Genomic DNA, 16,014 nt, shown 5'->3' with positions numbered 1-16,014 from the left:
GCGGACGTTTTCCGCACGGCCGTCTTGTCTTAAGTGAGCCCATAGCTCAGCCGGTAGAGCATCTGACTTTTAATCAGAGGGTCGATGGTTCGAATCCATCTGGGCTCACCATTTAAATCAAGAGGTTACTCCCTCGATCCCCGGCAAGGTAAAGCGTCGGGGTAACAGCGAGGGTAAAAATCGCCTCGTTTTCCGTAACTCCTTCGACATCACCCTTCGCCCATTTGTCGATCGCATGAAAAATCTCGGCGCTTGTCCAACCTCCGGTGATACGAGCAAGGGGACATGTGACTCTTGGCTCGCTCCATGAATCGGTCGCAATAATAGCTTCGGCTTCCAGGCCGCGTGAAAACGTTCGGTAGGAGTCTTGGACGGATCTTGTCGTGGCGAACTCATTAGAATGGCGGTTTCGAGCGCATTTTTTTTCGTGGGCGGGCTTTGGGCAAGCCTGATGCCACATCGGAGGATTTTACCTGCCTCCTGGCAGCAAAAAGCGGTGACTGCGCCCCAGTCAGGCGGCGATCGCCATCAGCGGTTTGATGCCGATGATATTATGACCCGCGTGAAATTGTAGGCGAGCAGATGCAACGCCATTTCGGCGGCGACCTTGGGCAGCCTCTTCATCAGAAAGTGCGTCCATCGACCTCTTACCGACGGCGGGGCAAACTCTCTCAATTAGCGCCCATGGGCGGATCGCATCAACGCGCCGAGGTTCATCGGCTTCGAGATCCGTTCGGCTCCGATAGCGAAATATCCGCGCATGCTATAGCTTCGTTCGGGGAATGGCATGCGATGAGGTAGGCGATGAAGGCTGTGCTGTGCAAGTCTCTCGAAGGACCGGACGCACTTGAGATGGCAGACCTGCCCGACGCGATACCGGGTCCGGGCGAGGTCGCAATTCAAGTTACAACGGTTGCGCTTAATTTTTTCGATACGCTGATCACGCGTGGAAAATATCAGACGAAGCCGACGCTGCCGTTCTCGCCCGGCGGGGAGGTGGTGGGGCGCGTGATCGCGACGGGTGCGGGCGTCGAGGATTTCGCGCAAGGCCAGCGCGTGCTCGCCTATATCGGCTATGGCGGTTGTCGCGAGCAGGCCATTGCACCGGCCGAGCGCACGGTGGTCGTGCCGGACGGCATCGCGGACGAGGCGGCGGCGTCCATTCCCATCGCATACGGCACGGCGCTTTACGGCCTCGAAGATCGCGGACACGTGCGGGCGGGTGACGCAGTGCTCGTGCTCGGCGCGACGGGGGGCGCGGGGCTTGCGGCGGTGGAGGTGGCGGCGGCGCTCGGCGCGGAGGTAATCGCGGCGGGCACGTCGGACGAAAAGCTCAAGCTGTGCGCGGATCGCGGCGCGGCGCATCTCCTGAACCTCACCGGCGCTGACGTGAAAGAAGCCGTGCGAGCCATTCGCGGCGGCAAGGGGCCGGACGTCATCTATGACTGCATCGGCGGGCCATATGCCGAGCCGGCGCTGCGCGGCATCGCGTGGGGCGGGCGCTATCTGGTGATCGGCTTCGCGGCGGGCGATATCCCGAAAATTCCGCTCAACCTCGTGCTGCTTAAGGGATGCGATATTTGCGGCGTGTTCTTCGGCCGCCACGTGGACACCGACCCGGCCGCGTTCCGGGCACAGATGACCAAGCTGCTCGACTGGTGTGCGGAGGGCAAAATCCGCCCGCATATCGACCGCATGTTCAGCCTCGATGAGACGAAGGACGCAATCAAGTCGCTGGATGCGCGGACGATCAAGGGCAAGATCGTCGTCAAGCCGTGAGGGACGGGCCATTGAAAGAAGACAGAGATCGCAGGGCGGGCGAGGCGAGCCGCCCGGATACCGAGCCGAAGCATATCTTCGTCTACGGCACGTTGATGCGCGCGAGCCGCAGCCCCTATGCACGGCTGCTCGAAACGCGCGCGCGTTTCGTCGGCGAAGCATGCGCGCGGGGCCGGCTTTATAATCTCGGGCGGTTTCCGGGCGCGGTGTTCGACGAGGCGGCGCGGACCCGCGTTTTCGGCGAGGTGTTCCAGCTGAACGGCCCGGCGGTGCTTGCGGCACTCGACGCCTATGAGGGCTGCGGCGGCGTCGGCACCAAGCCCGACCTGTTCTATCGCACAGCGATCGAGGTGCGGCTTCATCGCGGCGGCGCGCTGGCGGTGTGGGTTTACCCCTACGCGGGAAAGGTCGCCTCCCGCCCGCTCGTCGCGTCGGGCCGCTTCCCGCTGTAACGCAAGCGTGCGTTTTTGCGACAGACGGCGCGGGTTGGCGCAAGATGCGCGGGCATGATAGACCAACCATCAACCTCAACCTTTCCACGCAAATCAGCAGAGACCGGCCATGACAGAAGACGTCTCCCCGTCCGCCACGCGCACCGAAACCGACACTTTCGGCCCCATCGATGTGCCCGCCAACCACTATTGGGGCGCGCAGACACAGCGCAGCCTCGGCAATTTCAAGATCGGCGGCGAGCGCATGCCCATTCCGCTGGTGCACGCGCTCGGCATCGTGAAGAAGGCGGCGGCGAAGACGAACCTCGCGCTCGGCAATCTGGAGCAGCCCCTGCATGACGCGATCGTCGCGGCGGCGGAAGAGGTGATCGCGGGCAAGCTCGATGCGGAATTCCCGCTCGTCGTCTGGCAGACCGGCTCCGGCACGCAGTCGAACATGAACGCGAACGAGGTGATCTCGAACCGCGCGATTGAAATGCTCGGCGGCGAGAAAGGCTCGAAGAAGCCCGTTCATCCGAACGATCATGTGAACCGCTCGCAGTCGTCGAACGACACCTTCCCGACCGCGATGCGTATCGCCGCCGCCGTCGAGGTTAACAAGGCGCTGCTGCCCGCGCTCGACCATCTGGCCAGCGCCATCGAGGCGAAGGCGGAGGAGTTCAAGGACATCATCAAGATCGGCCGCACGCATCTTCAGGACGCGACGCCGGTTACGCTCGGGCAGGAATTCTCCGGTTACGCCGCGCAGTTGCGCTTCGGCATCGAACGCGTGAAGGCTACGCTGCCGCGCCTCTATCTGCTGGCGCAGGGCGGCACCGCTGTCGGCACCGGCCTCAACACGCCCATCGGCTTCGCGGAGAAGTTTGCCGACGAAGTGGAGAAGGAAACGGGCCTGCCATTCGTCACCGCGCCGAACAAGTTCGAGGCGCTGGCGTCGAACGACGCCGAGGTGGAGCTTTCCGGCGCGCTTAACGTGCTCGCGACGAGCCTGTTCAAGATCGCGAACGACATCCGCCTGATGGGTTCCGGCCCGCGCTCCGGCATCGCGGAAATCTCGCTTCCCGAGAACGAACCCGGCTCGTCCATCATGCCGGGCAAGGTGAACCCGACGCAGTGCGAAGCGCTGACGATGGTTTGCGCGCAGGTGATGGGCAACAACGTCGCGATCACGGTTGCGGGCAGCCAGGGCCACTTCGAGCTGAACGTCTACAAGCCCGTCATCATCTACAACCTGTTGCAGTCGATCCGGCTCATCTCCGACGCGGCGGTGAGCTTCACCGACCATTGCGTCGTTGGCATCGTGGCGAACCGCGCGCGCATCGAAGACCTGCTTGAGCGCTCGCTCATGCTCGTGACCGCGCTCGCGCCGAAGATCGGCTACGACAAGGCCGCCAAGATCGCGAAGACGGCGCACAAGCATGGCACAACGCTGCGCGAGGAAGCGCTGGCGCTCGGCTATGTCTCCGAGGAAGACTTCAACGCGCTGATGAAGCCGGAACTGATGATCAAGCCGGGCGTGTGACGAGCGGCGACTGTATGGAGGCCGGGATTTCCCCGGCCTTCTTGTTATAGTCCGGCAGGAAAGTCCGATAAGGCGGCGGAGCCCGCCAGATCTTGAGCCGGTGGGCCGATGCGGAAAGTGATCGCGCATAGCAGAAGGACCGGCGGCGCAGGGCCGGCCCCCGGCGGCGGCCCGGAAACCGGCTCCGGGGATGCGGCTTTCGACCCGGCGCTTGCGTTGCCAAAAAAGCGCTCGCTCGCCATTGCCGGACATCGCACGTCGATCACGCTGGAGGACGCGTTCTGGCGGGAACTCAAGGCAACGGCCGAGGAGCAGGGTCGCACCGTCGCAGCGCTCGTCGCGGAGATCGACGCGGCCCGCGGACCGGCGGGCCTTTCGGCCGCCATTCGGGTCTATCTGCTTGGCAAAAAAGCACGCGCCGTGGCTTCGCCCCCCGAAGCGTACTGATGCGACTCGGCCCTCTCGAAAACCTCGCCGCGAATTGATCGGCGCGCGGATAGCTTCGCGCCACGTTCGTGCGTTTACTGATCGAACGGCAGAGCATCAGCGTGCATCTGCCGCGAGCGAAGAGGACGCGCATCATGGTTTTTCCCATCGGCGACGACGAAACCGGCGATGCCTCCACGCCTTTCGTGACCTATGCGCTGATCCTGATAAACATCGCGGTTTTCGGCCTCGAACTGAGCCAGGGTGAGCCTTTCATCAAGCAGTGGGCGTTCACGCCAAAGGAATTCTTCGCCGCGCCGGTCTCCGAGGCCGCGACGATACTGACCTCCATGTTCATGCATGGGGGCTGGATGCATCTCATCGGCAACATGGTCTATCTCTGGACCTTCGGCGACAATGTGGAAGACAATTTCGGCCATGTGCCGTTCATCATCTTCTACCTGCTGTCCGGTATAGCGGCGATGGCGGCGCAGGCGTTCCTGATCCCCGGCTCAAGCGTGCCGAACCTCGGCGCGTCGGGCGCGATAGCCGGCGTCCTCGGCGCGTATGTGGTGATGTTTCCGGGCGGGCGCGTGCGGCTTCTGACGCAGGCGGGCATCATCCTTGTGCCGTCGATCATCGCTATCGGCTTCTGGATCGGGCTGCAGCTTCTGAGCTTCGCGGGCGAACTCGGCAAGTCTGGCGAGCAGGGCGGCGTCGCCTACATGGCGCATATCGGCGGGTTTTTCGTCGGCATGGCGCTGACGTTGTTCTTCCGCAATCGCACGCAGCCGCGCATCGGCGGGTAAGGCAGGGCGGCCGAATCCGGGTGGTGTGAACCGGCCGCCCCGGCAAACTATTCGCGCGGGCTTTGATGCAGCGGGCCGCCGGGGCCTTCGACACCCGCGCTCAGCACGTTTTTCGGGTTCGGCGTGCCGAGCTCGTAATCGGCCACGTTGCCGAGCGTCGTATGCGCGATTTCCGCCAGCGCCTCGCGCGTGAGGAACGCCTGATGCCCAGTGACGATCACATTGCGCATGGTGGTGAGCAATTCGAACACGTCGTCCTGAATGATGGACGAGGAGTGATCCGAGAAGAACAGCCCCTCCTCGCGCTCGTAGACGTCCATGCCGACATAGGCGAGGCCGTCCTTGCGCTTCAGCGCTTCGATCACGGCTTCCGCGTTCACGAGGCCGCCGCGCGCCGTGTTGATGAGCATCGAGCCCGGCTTCATGAGCTTCAGCGTCTCCTCGTTGATGAGATGCTTCGTCTCGGGCGTCAGCGGGCAATGCAGAGAGACGATGTCGGATTCCGAGAGCAATGTCGGAAGGTCGACATATTTCATGCCAAGCGCGATGCAGGCCGGGTTCTGATAGATGTCGTAGCCGAGGATGTGGCAGCCGAAACCGTGCATGATGCGGGCGAGTGACTCGCCGATCTTGCCGGTGCCGACGATGCCGACCGTGCGGCCCTCCATATTGAAGCCTACCAGGTGGTCGAGCGAGAAATTGCCCTCTCGCACGCGGTTATAGGCGTGATTGATGCGCCGGTTGAGCGCGAGCATCAGCGCCACGGCATGCTCCGCGATGGCGGTCGGCGCGTAGGCCGGAACACGCATCACGCAAAGCCCAAGCCTCTCGGCGGCGGCGAGGTCTAGATTGTTGAAGCCCGCTGAACGTAGCGCGATGAGCTTTGTGCCGCCGTCCGCCAGGATTCGAAGCGTTTCGGCATCGAGCTTGTCGGTGACGAAGGGGCAGACTGCGACGAAACCTGCGGCGAGCTGTGCGGTGCGCCGCGAGAGCTGCTCCTTGAAGAACACAAGTTCGTGCCCGTACTCGCGGTTCGCTTCGATCAGGAATGGCGTCTGGAAGGCATGTTCGCTGAAGAAGGCAATTCTCATTAATATTCCGTCCCGTTCGAGGTTGTCGCCACGCCAATGTGCGTCGAACACACTCTCCACGCGGACCTTATCGGGAGTATGACGCAACTTAGACTAAAGTCGTAAGCGCCCTCGTCCAAATCAAGCGGCGGAACGGCTGCCATGCAGATCGGCGGCGCGGCGGCCGCGCGCAAGGAGCGACTCGCCCGTCTCGTCCCCGAAGCATGTTTCGAAGTCGTCGCATTCCGCGCAACTTGGCGCGGTGCAAAGCGAAAAGGCGGCGTCGGCGCAGATCATGCGATAGAGGAATTTCTTCCACTTCATGTCGTGCTTGTTGCGGCGGGCGAGCGGCGCGAAATGGCGCTTCATCAACTCGGAAAGGTCGCCGCGATGGCGAAGGCCGAGATCCTGCCAGAGGTGATTCGGGCGCTGCGCGCGGCGCGCCACGAGAGCGGCGAGCCGGTGCGCGAAGGGGGTTTGCCCCGTGGCGCCGCTCTTCAGGAGATCGAGGAGGCAGATTTCATCGGGGCTGCGCACGATGGCGCGGTGGCCGATGTCGCGCCCGAGCCACGCGAGCGCATCCGGGAAGCTCGAACCGACAAGATCGAGCAGATCGTCTCCATCGAGGCCGACGGCGTCCGGCAGCGGGATGTGCTCGGCTTTCGCCTCCGCAAAGGACAGCGCGAGAATACAGGCAATCACATGCGCATCGAAGGCATCGGCGGCCGGAGCTTTCGCCTCCATCAGCATGGAATAGACGTCCCGCGCGGAAGAAACGGTGAAGCTCTCGGAGGGATTCTGCACTGACATCGTCGATTTACCCGCGTCTTGCGGGCACTCCTCGCATCGCTTTCCGGCGTGTTGTCGCGAAGACGACGCGGCCCGGTTCGCATATTACAATGCAAGGAGCATGCCTGATCGTGAGGAATGTGCCGGACGGTCAAGACGCTGCCGCCGCCCGGTCATGGATCAAAGCGCCGGCGGGGTCGTCGAGAACGTCTGGCAGGCGCGCGGGCAGACGCGATGGCATGCGCTGCAACCGATGCAGTTGCCGGCGTCCGACAGGACCATGATCTTGCGCTCGAATTCGTCGTCGCAATCCTCGTCGTCATCGCCGTTGAGGGTGACGAGTTCGCCTTCGTCCGTGACGCCCTTCAGCGTCATGACACTGCGGTCGCACACCTTGAAGCAGCGGCCGCAGCCGATACAGGTTTCTGGATTGATTTCGATAAGAAATTGCGGGTCCCACTCGCGGCCGTCGCGTGTCAAGTTTGCCATGTGCGCTTTTCCTTCAGTCTAGAGAGTTTCGCCGAGCGCCTTGGAACTGGAATTAGAGGCGCTCTAAATTTGAATTTGGACATGGCAAATCGCAGGACCGGCCTTTCTGCCGGCCTTGCGAACCTGTCCGCGATTGTTTGCCTTTCGGCTTTGAAGCGGGCGTAACGCGCGCCCGCTTCGGTATTGTTGCTTACGCGGCTTCGAGCTGCTTCAGCTCCGCGCGCTTCTTTTCGAGGATCGCATAAGCGTCATGAGCCTTCTGCGCCACGTCCATGATCTGCTGCCAGTTGATCGGCAATTCTTCCGAAAGGTCATGCAGGTCCATCTTTGACTGCGTGGCCTTGGCCGAAAGCTTCTTCAGCTCCGCCTTCAACTCTTCGATAGTGCTCATGCCGCGTGTCTCCTCAGTACTTCGCCACTTCGGGAAACTTCTCGATCATCTCGACGGCGGACGCGACGAGCTTCTCGCCGTCCGAAACGAGCTTCTCGTAGTTGTCGAAGCCGAAGCGATGCACGTCGCGCAGATGCTTGTTGACGACGACAAGGCGGCCCGCGGTCAGCACCATGCGGCCGAAGCCCTCGTGATGCATCTTCATGATGGGCGAGACCATGATGCCGGTCGCGCGTTCGATCGAAAGGCCCACGGCGTTATAGAAGATTTCGAGCCGCCAGATCGTCTCCGGATCGGGGTCGCCCATGATCGGAACCTGCTTGCGCTTCTCCTTGTCGAGAATGTACGGCTCAAGCAATTCGAGATCAGTCTTCTTGTCCCACGCGCCGTAGGAGTCCTGCGCGCGCCACTGCTTCACCAGTTCGGTGAAGAACACCGATTTCGTGAGATCCTTTTCGACCGTCGCTGCGTCAGCCATGAATCGCTTCCTCCTCGTCTTCGAAATCGAGCTTGCGTTCCTTGCCCTTGAGCAGCGCCTTGCGCAGCCACGGGGGCGGGTTGCCCTTCAGAACGGTCTGAAGCTTGGCGATGAGGTCTTCGATGGCTTCCGGCTGCTGGAGCTTGATCGGATGCAGGCCCGCCTGTACCGCGCGCGCAGCGCCTGAGCCGCCGATCGACGTGACGTAGAGGATCGCGCAATCCTTGATCGCCTCGATCTTCGGCGCGAGCTTGTCGTCGTTGCCGTCCTGCCCGGTCGGCTCGAACACGAACACTTCCGCGAGCTTCGAGTCCTCGGCGGAAATCTCATACACCGCTATGTTCGGCGACCACCCGAAATGTGAATCCACGCGCTTCAAGTCTTGGGTTGCAAAAGCTACTTTCATAGCGCCCGGCCTTTCCTTGATCGTCTTTTCTTCGCTGGCATCGGGATCAATGAGCCGCAGTCTGCGTATCATCATGGCTACCCTCGCCGTGCGATGCCAACTTATCAGCCCAGGTGTCGGGCGTCGCTTCGTGAATTTCACTCATGAAGACGTTCCCGATATCGAAGATCAGCGAACGCGTGCCGCGATAGCCGACGGAGACGCGATGCGCCGCGCCGAGCCGGTCGAAGGTCGGCAGGCCGTAGCGGAACAGCGGTATACGCAAGCGCTCCGAGGCCTGTCGCCCGTGGCTGTGCGTTACGAGAAGGTCCATGCCCTTCGCGCGGTGCTCGAAATCCTCAAGGTCTCCGACGAGCACTTCCTCAGCCGGCACCTTGTGAAGGATCGGCGATTGCGTCGAAGTGACTGCCGCGCCCACGGTCGCGCCCATCTCGGTTAGGAAGCTCGCGATGCTGAAGAGCAGGTCCGGCTCCGCGCCAACCGCGACGGTCTTGCCGCCGAAGGAGAAATGCCCGTCGAGCATGGCGTCGAGAAGCTGCGAGCGCTGGCGCTTGATCTTGTTCGGCGCGGGGCGGCCGCTGATCTTCATCAGCAGCGCCATGAGCGCGTCGTTCGGTGCGAGCCCGGTCAGGCGGTCGAACACGCGGAACGGCACGCCCGTCTTCGCTTCGAGCGCAACGGCGGCGTCGCGCATCTGCTCACCGACGGCGATGGTGAAGGCCGCGCGGCCCATGCGTGCGATGTCGTTTACGCTCGCGCCGCCGATGGTGGTCGGAGAGAATTCCTCGGGCATATGGCCGTCGAGCGAGCCGGACAGGTCCGGCAGGAAGGTCGGTTCGAGGCCGAAAGCCTCGCAGATGTCGCGCAGTTCGTCGAGGTCGCCCGGCGTCAGATGCGAGCCGGGCAGGATGTTCACGCGGTTCGCCTCGCGCGCGACGCCCGGCGGCGGCGTATCGACAAGCTGCTCCACCATGCGCGTGACGGCCTTACGCCAGCCGTCCTCAAACGCGCCCTCGAAGTCGGGCGTGGAGACGTAGACGAGCTTGACGTGGTCGAGTTCGGGATGGTTCTGCCGCACGAGCTTCAGGAAGCCGTCGACGTCGTCGCCCTTGATCTCGGTAACGCCCGTCGAGCAGATGCCGATGACCTCCGGCTTCGTGCGGGTCGCGATGGTGACGATGGCCTGTTCGACGTTCTCGAAGCCGCCGAGCACGGTCGAAACCTCGCTCATGGCGGTCGTCTGCATCGGGATCGCCTCGCGGAAATGGCGCACGAACAGCACAAGCCCGAATGACGTGCAGCCCTGGCTACCGTGCAGAAGCGGCATGCATTTGTTGAGGCCGAGGAAGGCAAGCGCACCGCCAACGGGCTGGCTCATCTTCAGCGGATTGACAGAGCAGGCTTTCTTCGAGAGTTCAATGCGCGCCATTGTGTCCTCACGCAGCCTTGTTGGTGTTGGCGGGGACGACGTCCGTGTCGTTGATGCGTTTGAGAAGCGCGTCGAGATGCGGGGCGCAGGATTTGCAGCCGGTGCCGATCTTCACATAGGCGGCGACATCCTCGGCGCGCGTCAGCTTGTTCGCGCGGATGATGTCTTCGACGAAGCCGGTTTCGACGCCGTTGCAGTTGCAGAGGATCTTCGCGCGGTCCGCCTTGGCCTTCGCCTCGGCGTTGGCCGCAAGCGCGGCGGCTTCGGCGGCGTTCGCCTCATCGGCGCGCGTCTCCCAACTCACCTCATCCCACGGCGCGGCTGTGCGGACCTGCTGCCAGACGGGATTGGACAGCGCCTTGTCGATCTGGCGGACGAGTTCCACCATGCCGACATAGCCCGCATAGGCGTAGTGGCGCTCCTGATTGATGTCGAGCCACGGCATCTTCGCCTTCAGCGCGACGAACTGGGAGCGGCCGCCCGACAGCATGATGTCGGCCTTCGCTTCCTTCAGCATCGCGTACATCTCGCGCGGCTTCATGTCTTCGATCATGTGCGCGTCCTGGCCCATGATCTCCTTGATCTTTTCCTTGTCCTCTTTCGTGGACTTCTTCACGCTGGTGCCAGCGATCTCCATGCCGCCTTCCTGAAGTGCGGCGACCATCGACCAGCTTTTCACGCCGCCCGTGATGAGGAGAACGCGCTTGCCGAGAAGCCGCTCACGGAAGGTCGCGATGCTGGCCCAGGCCTTCTTTTCCTCGCGCTCGATCACCGCTTCGGTGCGGGCGAGGATGTCGTCGGGTGCGCCCTGCTTCACGAGAAGCGCGGCCATCTGGCGGAGCGTGTCGCTCATGTCGCCGATGCCGTAGAACGATCCCTCGAAGAACGGAATGCCGTAGCGCTCTTCCATCTTGCGCGCGACGTTGATCATGGCGCGGCTGCACACCATCATCGCGGCCTTGGCGCGGTGCGAGCGGGCGACTTCATGATATTTCGCGTCGCCGGAGATGGAGGCGAGGATGCGGATGCCGAGTTCGTCGAGGAGCGGCTTCACCTGCCACAATTCGCCGACGAGATTGTATTCGCCGATGATGTTGATGTCGTAGGGCGTCGTGTAGTCCGGCTCCTGCGTGCCGATGACGTGATCGAGAAGCGCTTCGCCGCCGAGCTTGTTGCCGAGGCTCTTCGAGCCGACGAAGCCGGGGGCCTGCACCGGAATGCACGGCGTGCCGAATTTCTCGCTCGCCTTCTTGCAGACCGCGTCGATGTCGTCGCCAATCATGGCGGGCACGCAGGTCTGGTACACGAAGACGGCAGGGGGTGCGTATTTCTCGACGATTTCCTTGATGGATTTCCAGAGACGCTTTTCGCCGCCGAAAATCACATCCTGCTCGCTCATGTCGGTGGTGAAGCTCATGCGGTAGAGCTGCGAGCCCGATGAAGAGGAATGTCTGTTGTCCCAGGAATTGCCCTCGCAGGCGATGGGGCCGTGCACGAGGTGGGCGACGTCGGTGATGGGCTGAAGCGCGATCTTTGCGCCGTCAAACGCGCATCCGCCAGCGGCTCCGCCGGGCTGCAACGCTTTCGAGCAACCCTTCTTGCGCTCCTTCTGGGATTTGCCCTGATTGATGTCGCAGCCGGGTTCGTTGAAAACGTCCTGGATCTTGTTCGCCACCGTGCTCATGCAAATCTCCGAAGGCTTGCGGCCGAAACCGCGTATTCCGGCGATGGCCCGCGGGAAGCGGGCCATCGCATATCGCTTAGCGGATGATGTCGAAGCTGATGTCGGTCTTGCCGGCCACGTTCGAGTGAGCGTCCATCTCGCTGAAGACCTTGTCGAGGATCCAGACGAGGACGTTCAGCGCGCCCTGATAGCCCCACACCGGGTAGCGGTGCAGATGGTGGCGATCGAAGATCGGGAAGCCGAGACGGATCAGCGGCGTGCCGGTGTCGCGCTCAAGGTACTTGCCATAGGTGTTTCCGATGAGGAAATCGACCGGGCGCGTGAAGAGCAGCGAGCGCATGTGCCAGAGATCCTTGCCCGCATACACTTCGCAATCCTTGCCGTAGGGCGAGGAGGCGAGGAGTTCGCGAACCTTCTTTTCCCACGACTTGCCGCCGTTGGTGGACAGGATCGTGGTCGGCTCCGCACCGAGTTCGAGCAGGAACGCAGCGACGCCAAGGCAGAGATCCGGATCGCCGTAAATCGCGAACTTCTTGCCGTGGATGTGGTTGTGCGAGTCGGCGATCGCGTCGACGAGGCGGCCGCGCTCCTTCTTCAGCGCATCCGGGATCGGCTTGCCGGTGAGGCGCGAAACTTCCATCAGGAACTTGTCGGTGCCAGCCACGCCAATCGGATGATTGAGCGCAACGGTTTCCTGGCCCCACGTCTTGATGTAGTCGAGCGTCTTTTCCGTGCAGTATTGCTGCATGGAGATCGTGGCCTTGGCGTTCACCGCGTTGGCGACGTCTTCAAGCTTCGTGCCGCCGTCATACATGCGGTATTCGCCATCAGCCGGCGTATCCCACACATCGCTGTTATCGCCGATGATGGTGTAATCGGCGCCGATCAGGTCGAAGATGCGCTTCACTTCGCGGAGGTTTCCGACCGTGTAGCCGTCGAAGCCGCCGAAGAAGTTGATCGACTCGTTCGGGGTGCGCTCAAGCTTCGGCGCGAGACCGGCCTTGCCGCCCCAGAAATATTCGACCACGCCCTTCATGGTGTTGTCGTAGCCGGTGATGTGGCTGCCGACGAACGCAGGCGTATGAGCGAACGTCACGTCGTAGTCCATCGGGATGGACCCTTTTTCGCGCGACGTCTTGATGAAGGCGTTCAGGTCGTCGCCGATGACTTCCGCCATGCAGGTGGTGGAAACCGCGATCATCTTCGGCTTGTACATGTTGTAGGCGTTGGAAAGGCCGTCCACCATGTTGGTAAGACCGCCGAACACCGCCGCGTCTTCCGTCATCGACGAGGAAACCGCAGAGGTCGGCTCCTTGAAGTGGCGGGAGAAGTGCGAGCGATAGTACGCCACGCAGCCCTGCGAACCGTGGACGAAGGGCAGCGTGCCCTCGAAGCCGACCGCCGCGAACACCGCGCCGAGAGGCTGGCAGGCCTTCGCCGGGTTGATCGTCAGAGCTTCGCGAGCGAAGTTCTTCTCCTGGTATTCAACCGTCTTCGTCCATTCGGCAACGCGATTCACTTCCTCATCGGGAGTGCCGTTTTCGAAGTTGTCGCGCTTGTTCTTGAACATTTCCCGGTATTCCGGTCCACGGAATAGTTGGAAATGGTCAACGACGTTTTCTGCATTCTGAACCATTGTGTGATCCTTGAATCTCTCAGCTCGCGGGCAAGCCGCTCCGGTTCGCGGTCTCCGCCCTCAGCGAGGGCGGACCGCTTTCGCGTGTGAATCGTTCGTTCCGGCTTAGAACGGCGCCTTTGTCAGGTTCCAGACCGGCGAGTTGATCGCCATATCCATGTCGCGAGCGAAGATCGCGAAGCCGTCGTAGCCGTGATACGGACCCGAGTAGTCCCACGAGTGCATCTGGCGGAAGGGAATGCCCATCTTCTGGAAGACATACTTTTCCTTGATGCCCGAGCCGACGAGGTCCGGCTTGATCGCTTCGACGAACTTCTCAAGCTCGTAGGCAGTGACGTCGTCGTAAACGAGCGTGCCGTCCTTGATATAGTGCGTCGTGCGCTGGTAGTCGTCGTTGTGCGCGAACTCGTAGCCCGTGCCGACCACTTCCATGCCGAGATCTTCGTAAGCGCCGATGACGTGACGAGGACGCAGGCCGCCGACGTACAGCATCACCTTCTTGCCTTCGAGGCGCGGGCGATACTTCGCGACGACCGCATCCATAAGCGGCTGGTACTTCGCGATGACCTTCTCGGCGTTTTCCTTGATCTTGTCGTCGAACTGAGCGGCGATCTTGCGCAGCGACTCAAGGATCTTCGTCGGACCAAAGAAGTTGTACTCAACCCACGGCACCCCGTACTTTTCTTCCATGTGGCGCGCCACATAGTTCATCGAACGGTAGCAGTGCAGCACGTTCAGCTTCGCGCGGGGCGTGGCTTCAAGCTCGGCAATCGTGCCGTCGCCCGACCACTGCGCAACAACGCGGAGGCCCATTTCTTCGAGCAGAATGCGCGAGGCCCAGGCGTCGCCGCCGATGTTGTAGTCGGCGAGGATGGCGATGTCGTATTCCGTGGCTTCGAAGCGCGCGGGCTTGCCTTCAGCCTTGTCGAAGACCCAGTCCCGAACCGCGTCGTTCGCGATATGGTGACCGAGCGACTGAGACACGCCGCGGAATCCTTCGCAGCGGACCGGAACGATCGGCTTGCCGCCATATTCCTTCGACTTCTTCTTCGAGACAGCTTCGATGTCGTCGCCGATAAGACCGATCGGACATTCGGACTGCACCGAAAGGCCCTTATTGAGCGGGAAAAGCTCCTGAACTTCGTCCATCAGCTTGGAGAGCTTCTTGTCGCCGCCGAAGACGATGTCATTTTCCTGGAAGTCCGAAGTAAACTGCATCGTGCCGAAGCTGTCGATGCCCGTCGTGCCGACGTAATAGTTGCGGCGCGAACCCCAGGAATACTGACCGCAGCCCACCGGGCCGTGGCTGATATGAATCATGTCCTTGATCGGACCCCACACCACGCCCTTCGAGCCTGCGTAAGCGCAGCCGCGGATTGTCATGACGCCGGGGATCGACTTGATGTTGGACTTCACGCCGCAGTCGGGTTTGCCGTTCTGGTAAACACCAAGATGCTTCGCACGACGCTTTGCCGTCTTGTCCGGATAAACCTTCAGCACTTCTTCAACAAGTGCCTTGTTCTTAGCCTTCAGATCTTCTGATTCTGCGAGTCCCAGGCTCATGCCGCTAGCCTTTCAAACTGGGTTTTGCGTTCCTACCGTCAGCCCTCTGGCAGGGGCTGACGGGGACGCTTAGCGAATGGGCCTTGCGGCCCGAGGGTTACGCCGCGAGTTCGGCGGCCGTCTTGCCGACGATCGACTCGTCGACCTGTTCCAGGATGCCGTGTTCCATGAGCAGGTCTTCAAGCTCGTCCATGGTGATCGGGGTCGGGATAGCACCGTTGCCCGCGTTTGCATGGACCTTGTTCGCGAGGGTGCGATAGTGACCGGCCTGACCCGAATCCGGGGCATATTCGATCACGGTCATGCGGCGCAGCTCGGCGTGCTGCACGATGTTGTCGCGCGGCACGAAGTGGATGAGCTTGGTGCCGAGCTTTGCCGCGAGGGATTCCGCAAGCTCGTATTCCTTGTCGGTCTTGCGTTCGTTGCAAACGAGGCCGCCTAACCGCACGCCGCCAGCATTGGCGTACTTCAGAATGCCCTTCGAGATGTTGTTGGCCGCGTACATGGCCATCATCTCGCCCGACATGACGATGTAAATTTCCTGCGCCTTGTTTTCGCGAATTGGCATCGCGAAGCCGCCGCACACCACGTCGCCGAGCACGTCATAGGAGACGTAGTCAACGTCTTCGTATGCGCCGTTCTCTTCAAGGAAGTTGATGGCGGTGATAACGCCACGACCGGCGCAGCCAACTCCTGGCTCCGGACCGCCCGACTCGGTGCACTTGATGCCGAGATAGCCGATCTTCATCACGTCTTCGAGTTCGAGATCCTCGACAGAGCCGTGCTCAGCCGCAAGGCTCAGGATGGTGTCCTGGGCCTTTGCGTGAAGGATGAGGCGGGTCGAGTCAGCTTTCGGATCGCAACCGACGATGAGGATCTTGTTCCCCATCTCGGCGAGCGCCGCCAGCGTGTTTTGGGAGGTAGTCGATTTACCGATACCGCCCTTTCCGTAGAATGCGATTTGGCGCAATGCCATTGCAAGTCTCCTTCAGTCCGTACGTGTCGCAACCGGCCAGTCGGCCGGAAGCGTATTCATCGCCAGTGATCGAAACGCCCAACGAGCGCCGTCGCCAACAGCTCAGGTGCGGGGC

At 61.9% G+C, this 16,014-nt stretch carries 17 protein-coding genes, 1 tRNA gene and 1 pseudogene; 6 read left to right on the top strand and 13 right to left on the bottom strand.

What is annotated here, in order from left to right; all coding sequences use genetic code 11:
- Positions 1-35 precede the first annotated feature (35 nt).
- A tRNA-Lys gene (locus RVAN_RS09890) sits at positions 36-111 on the top strand.
- A 400-nt stretch (positions 112-511) separates the two neighbouring features.
- Here RVAN_RS09890 and RVAN_RS21010 read toward each other — a convergent pair.
- The gene (locus RVAN_RS21010) at positions 512-640 is read right to left on the bottom strand and encodes a hypothetical protein (protein WP_280642094.1); all 129 of its coding nucleotides are present in this window, start codon (positions 638-640) and stop codon (positions 512-514) included.
- A gap of 44 nt (positions 641-684) precedes the next feature.
- Positions 685-762: pseudogene (locus RVAN_RS20830) on the bottom strand (RNA methyltransferase); the annotation flags it as partial.
- A 42-nt stretch (positions 763-804) separates the two neighbouring features.
- On the opposite strand from RVAN_RS20830, the gene RVAN_RS09885 reads away from it, so the two are divergent.
- The 5 genes from RVAN_RS09885 (at position 805) to RVAN_RS09865 (ending at position 4,988) form a co-directional block, all read left to right on the top strand.
- Positions 805-1,779 (top strand): NADPH:quinone oxidoreductase family protein, encoded by a 975-nt coding sequence (locus RVAN_RS09885; protein WP_013419590.1) that lies wholly within the window; start codon positions 805-807, stop codon positions 1,777-1,779.
- An 11-nt stretch (positions 1,780-1,790) separates the two neighbouring features.
- Entirely contained in the window at positions 1,791-2,231 is a 441-nt protein-coding gene (locus tag RVAN_RS09880; RefSeq protein WP_013419589.1) for a gamma-glutamylcyclotransferase family protein, read from the top strand.
- A 109-nt stretch (positions 2,232-2,340) separates the two neighbouring features.
- A complete protein-coding gene (gene fumC, locus RVAN_RS09875) occupies positions 2,341-3,753 on the top strand; it encodes a class II fumarate hydratase (protein ID WP_013419588.1) in 1,413 nt (470 codons plus the stop codon).
- 108 nt (positions 3,754-3,861) lie between these two features.
- Complete coding sequence (locus RVAN_RS09870; RefSeq protein ID WP_013419587.1) at positions 3,862-4,200, top strand: ribbon-helix-helix domain-containing protein; 339 nt, start codon at positions 3,862-3,864, stop codon at positions 4,198-4,200.
- Between the two features lie 134 nt (positions 4,201-4,334).
- A complete protein-coding gene (locus tag RVAN_RS09865) occupies positions 4,335-4,988 on the top strand; it encodes a rhomboid family intramembrane serine protease (RefSeq protein WP_013419586.1) in 654 nt (217 codons plus the stop codon).
- Positions 4,989-5,035: 47 nt separating this feature from the next.
- On the opposite strand, the gene RVAN_RS09860 is transcribed toward RVAN_RS09865, so the two are convergent.
- The 11 genes from RVAN_RS09860 to nifH all read right to left on the bottom strand — a co-directional run bounded on the left by RVAN_RS09860 (position 5,036) and on the right by nifH (position 15,899).
- Positions 5,036-6,079 carry a 2-hydroxyacid dehydrogenase gene (locus RVAN_RS09860; protein WP_013419585.1) on the bottom strand — a complete coding sequence of 348 codons (1,044 nt, stop codon included), beginning with the start codon at positions 6,077-6,079 and terminating at the stop codon, positions 5,036-5,038.
- Between the two features lie 120 nt (positions 6,080-6,199).
- The gene (locus tag RVAN_RS09855; RefSeq protein WP_013419584.1) at positions 6,200-6,868 is read right to left on the bottom strand and encodes a nitrogen fixation protein NifQ; all 669 of its coding nucleotides are present in this window, start codon (positions 6,866-6,868) and stop codon (positions 6,200-6,202) included.
- A 159-nt stretch (positions 6,869-7,027) separates the two neighbouring features.
- The gene (fdxB, locus tag RVAN_RS09850; protein WP_013419583.1) at positions 7,028-7,336 is read right to left on the bottom strand and encodes a ferredoxin III, nif-specific; all 309 of its coding nucleotides are present in this window, start codon (positions 7,334-7,336) and stop codon (positions 7,028-7,030) included.
- A gap of 190 nt (positions 7,337-7,526) precedes the next feature.
- Positions 7,527-7,727 (bottom strand): CCE_0567 family metalloprotein, encoded by a 201-nt coding sequence (locus RVAN_RS09845; RefSeq protein ID WP_013419582.1) that lies wholly within the window; start codon positions 7,725-7,727, stop codon positions 7,527-7,529.
- Between the two features lie 13 nt (positions 7,728-7,740).
- Complete coding sequence (locus RVAN_RS09840) at positions 7,741-8,205, bottom strand: NifX-associated nitrogen fixation protein (RefSeq protein ID WP_013419581.1); 465 nt, start codon at positions 8,203-8,205, stop codon at positions 7,741-7,743.
- The gene (gene nifX / locus RVAN_RS09835) at positions 8,198-8,611 is read right to left on the bottom strand and encodes a nitrogen fixation protein NifX (protein ID WP_041788849.1); all 414 of its coding nucleotides are present in this window, start codon (positions 8,609-8,611) and stop codon (positions 8,198-8,200) included. The genes RVAN_RS09840 and nifX overlap by 8 nt, the downstream gene beginning before the upstream one ends.
- A 46-nt stretch (positions 8,612-8,657) precedes the next feature.
- The gene (gene nifN / locus RVAN_RS09830; protein ID WP_013419579.1) at positions 8,658-10,040 is read right to left on the bottom strand and encodes a nitrogenase iron-molybdenum cofactor biosynthesis protein NifN; all 1,383 of its coding nucleotides are present in this window, start codon (positions 10,038-10,040) and stop codon (positions 8,658-8,660) included.
- Positions 10,041-10,047: 7 nt separating this feature from the next.
- On the bottom strand, positions 10,048-11,724 hold the full coding sequence (nifE, locus tag RVAN_RS09825; protein ID WP_013419578.1) for a nitrogenase iron-molybdenum cofactor biosynthesis protein NifE: 1,677 nt from the start codon (positions 11,722-11,724) through the stop codon (positions 10,048-10,050).
- 76 nt (positions 11,725-11,800) lie between these two features.
- Complete coding sequence (gene nifK, locus RVAN_RS09820) at positions 11,801-13,360, bottom strand: nitrogenase molybdenum-iron protein subunit beta (protein WP_013419577.1); 1,560 nt, start codon at positions 13,358-13,360, stop codon at positions 11,801-11,803.
- Positions 13,361-13,465: 105 nt separating this feature from the next.
- Positions 13,466-14,923: a nitrogenase molybdenum-iron protein alpha chain gene (gene nifD, locus RVAN_RS09815; RefSeq protein WP_013419576.1), complete on the bottom strand. Its 1,458-nt coding sequence runs from the start codon at positions 14,921-14,923 to the stop codon at positions 13,466-13,468.
- A 97-nt stretch (positions 14,924-15,020) separates the two neighbouring features.
- Positions 15,021-15,899 (bottom strand): nitrogenase iron protein, encoded by an 879-nt coding sequence (gene nifH / locus RVAN_RS09810; protein WP_013419575.1) that lies wholly within the window; start codon positions 15,897-15,899, stop codon positions 15,021-15,023.
- Positions 15,900-16,014: the final 115 nt, after the last annotated feature.

Source organism: Rhodomicrobium vannielii ATCC 17100 (genome assembly GCF_000166055.1).
Taxonomy (GTDB): Bacteria; Pseudomonadota; Alphaproteobacteria; order Rhizobiales; family Rhodomicrobiaceae; genus Rhodomicrobium; species Rhodomicrobium vannielii.
The sequence above is the reverse complement of the archived record's forward strand: the minus strand, read 5'-3'. Positions and strand labels throughout refer to the sequence as shown.

Excerpts from the sequence above, each read along its gene's own strand:
- RVAN_RS09845 (WP_013419582.1), bottom strand. The coding sequence starts at position 7,727 with ATGAGCACTATCGAAGAGTTGAAGGCGGAGCTGAAGAAGCTTTCGGCC.
- fumC (WP_013419588.1), top strand. The coding sequence starts at position 2,341 with ATGACAGAAGACGTCTCCCCGTCCGCCACGCGCACCGAAACCGACACT.
- RVAN_RS09840 (WP_013419581.1), bottom strand. The coding sequence starts at position 8,205 with ATGGCTGACGCAGCGACGGTCGAAAAGGATCTCACGAAATCGGTGTTC.
- RVAN_RS09860 (WP_013419585.1), bottom strand. The coding sequence starts at position 6,079 with ATGAGAATTGCCTTCTTCAGCGAACATGCCTTCCAGACGCCATTCCTG.
- nifH (WP_013419575.1), bottom strand. The coding sequence starts at position 15,899 with ATGGCATTGCGCCAAATCGCATTCTACGGAAAGGGCGGTATCGGTAAA.
- RVAN_RS09855 (WP_013419584.1), bottom strand. The coding sequence starts at position 6,868 with ATGTCAGTGCAGAATCCCTCCGAGAGCTTCACCGTTTCTTCCGCGCGG.
- nifE (WP_013419578.1), bottom strand. The coding sequence starts at position 11,724 with ATGAGCACGGTGGCGAACAAGATCCAGGACGTTTTCAACGAACCCGGC.
- RVAN_RS09885 (WP_013419590.1), top strand. The coding sequence starts at position 805 with ATGAAGGCTGTGCTGTGCAAGTCTCTCGAAGGACCGGACGCACTTGAG.
- nifK (WP_013419577.1), bottom strand. The coding sequence starts at position 13,360 with ATGGTTCAGAATGCAGAAAACGTCGTTGACCATTTCCAACTATTCCGT.
- nifD (WP_013419576.1), bottom strand. The coding sequence starts at position 14,923 with ATGAGCCTGGGACTCGCAGAATCAGAAGATCTGAAGGCTAAGAACAAG.
- RVAN_RS09870 (WP_013419587.1), top strand. The coding sequence starts at position 3,862 with ATGCGGAAAGTGATCGCGCATAGCAGAAGGACCGGCGGCGCAGGGCCG.
- nifN (WP_013419579.1), bottom strand. The coding sequence starts at position 10,040 with ATGGCGCGCATTGAACTCTCGAAGAAAGCCTGCTCTGTCAATCCGCTG.
- fdxB (WP_013419583.1), bottom strand. The coding sequence starts at position 7,336 with ATGGCAAACTTGACACGCGACGGCCGCGAGTGGGACCCGCAATTTCTT.
- RVAN_RS09865 (WP_013419586.1), top strand. The coding sequence starts at position 4,335 with ATGGTTTTTCCCATCGGCGACGACGAAACCGGCGATGCCTCCACGCCT.
- RVAN_RS21010 (WP_280642094.1), bottom strand. The coding sequence starts at position 640 with ATGGACGCACTTTCTGATGAAGAGGCTGCCCAAGGTCGCCGCCGAAAT.
- nifX (WP_041788849.1), bottom strand. The coding sequence starts at position 8,611 with ATGAAAGTAGCTTTTGCAACCCAAGACTTGAAGCGCGTGGATTCACAT.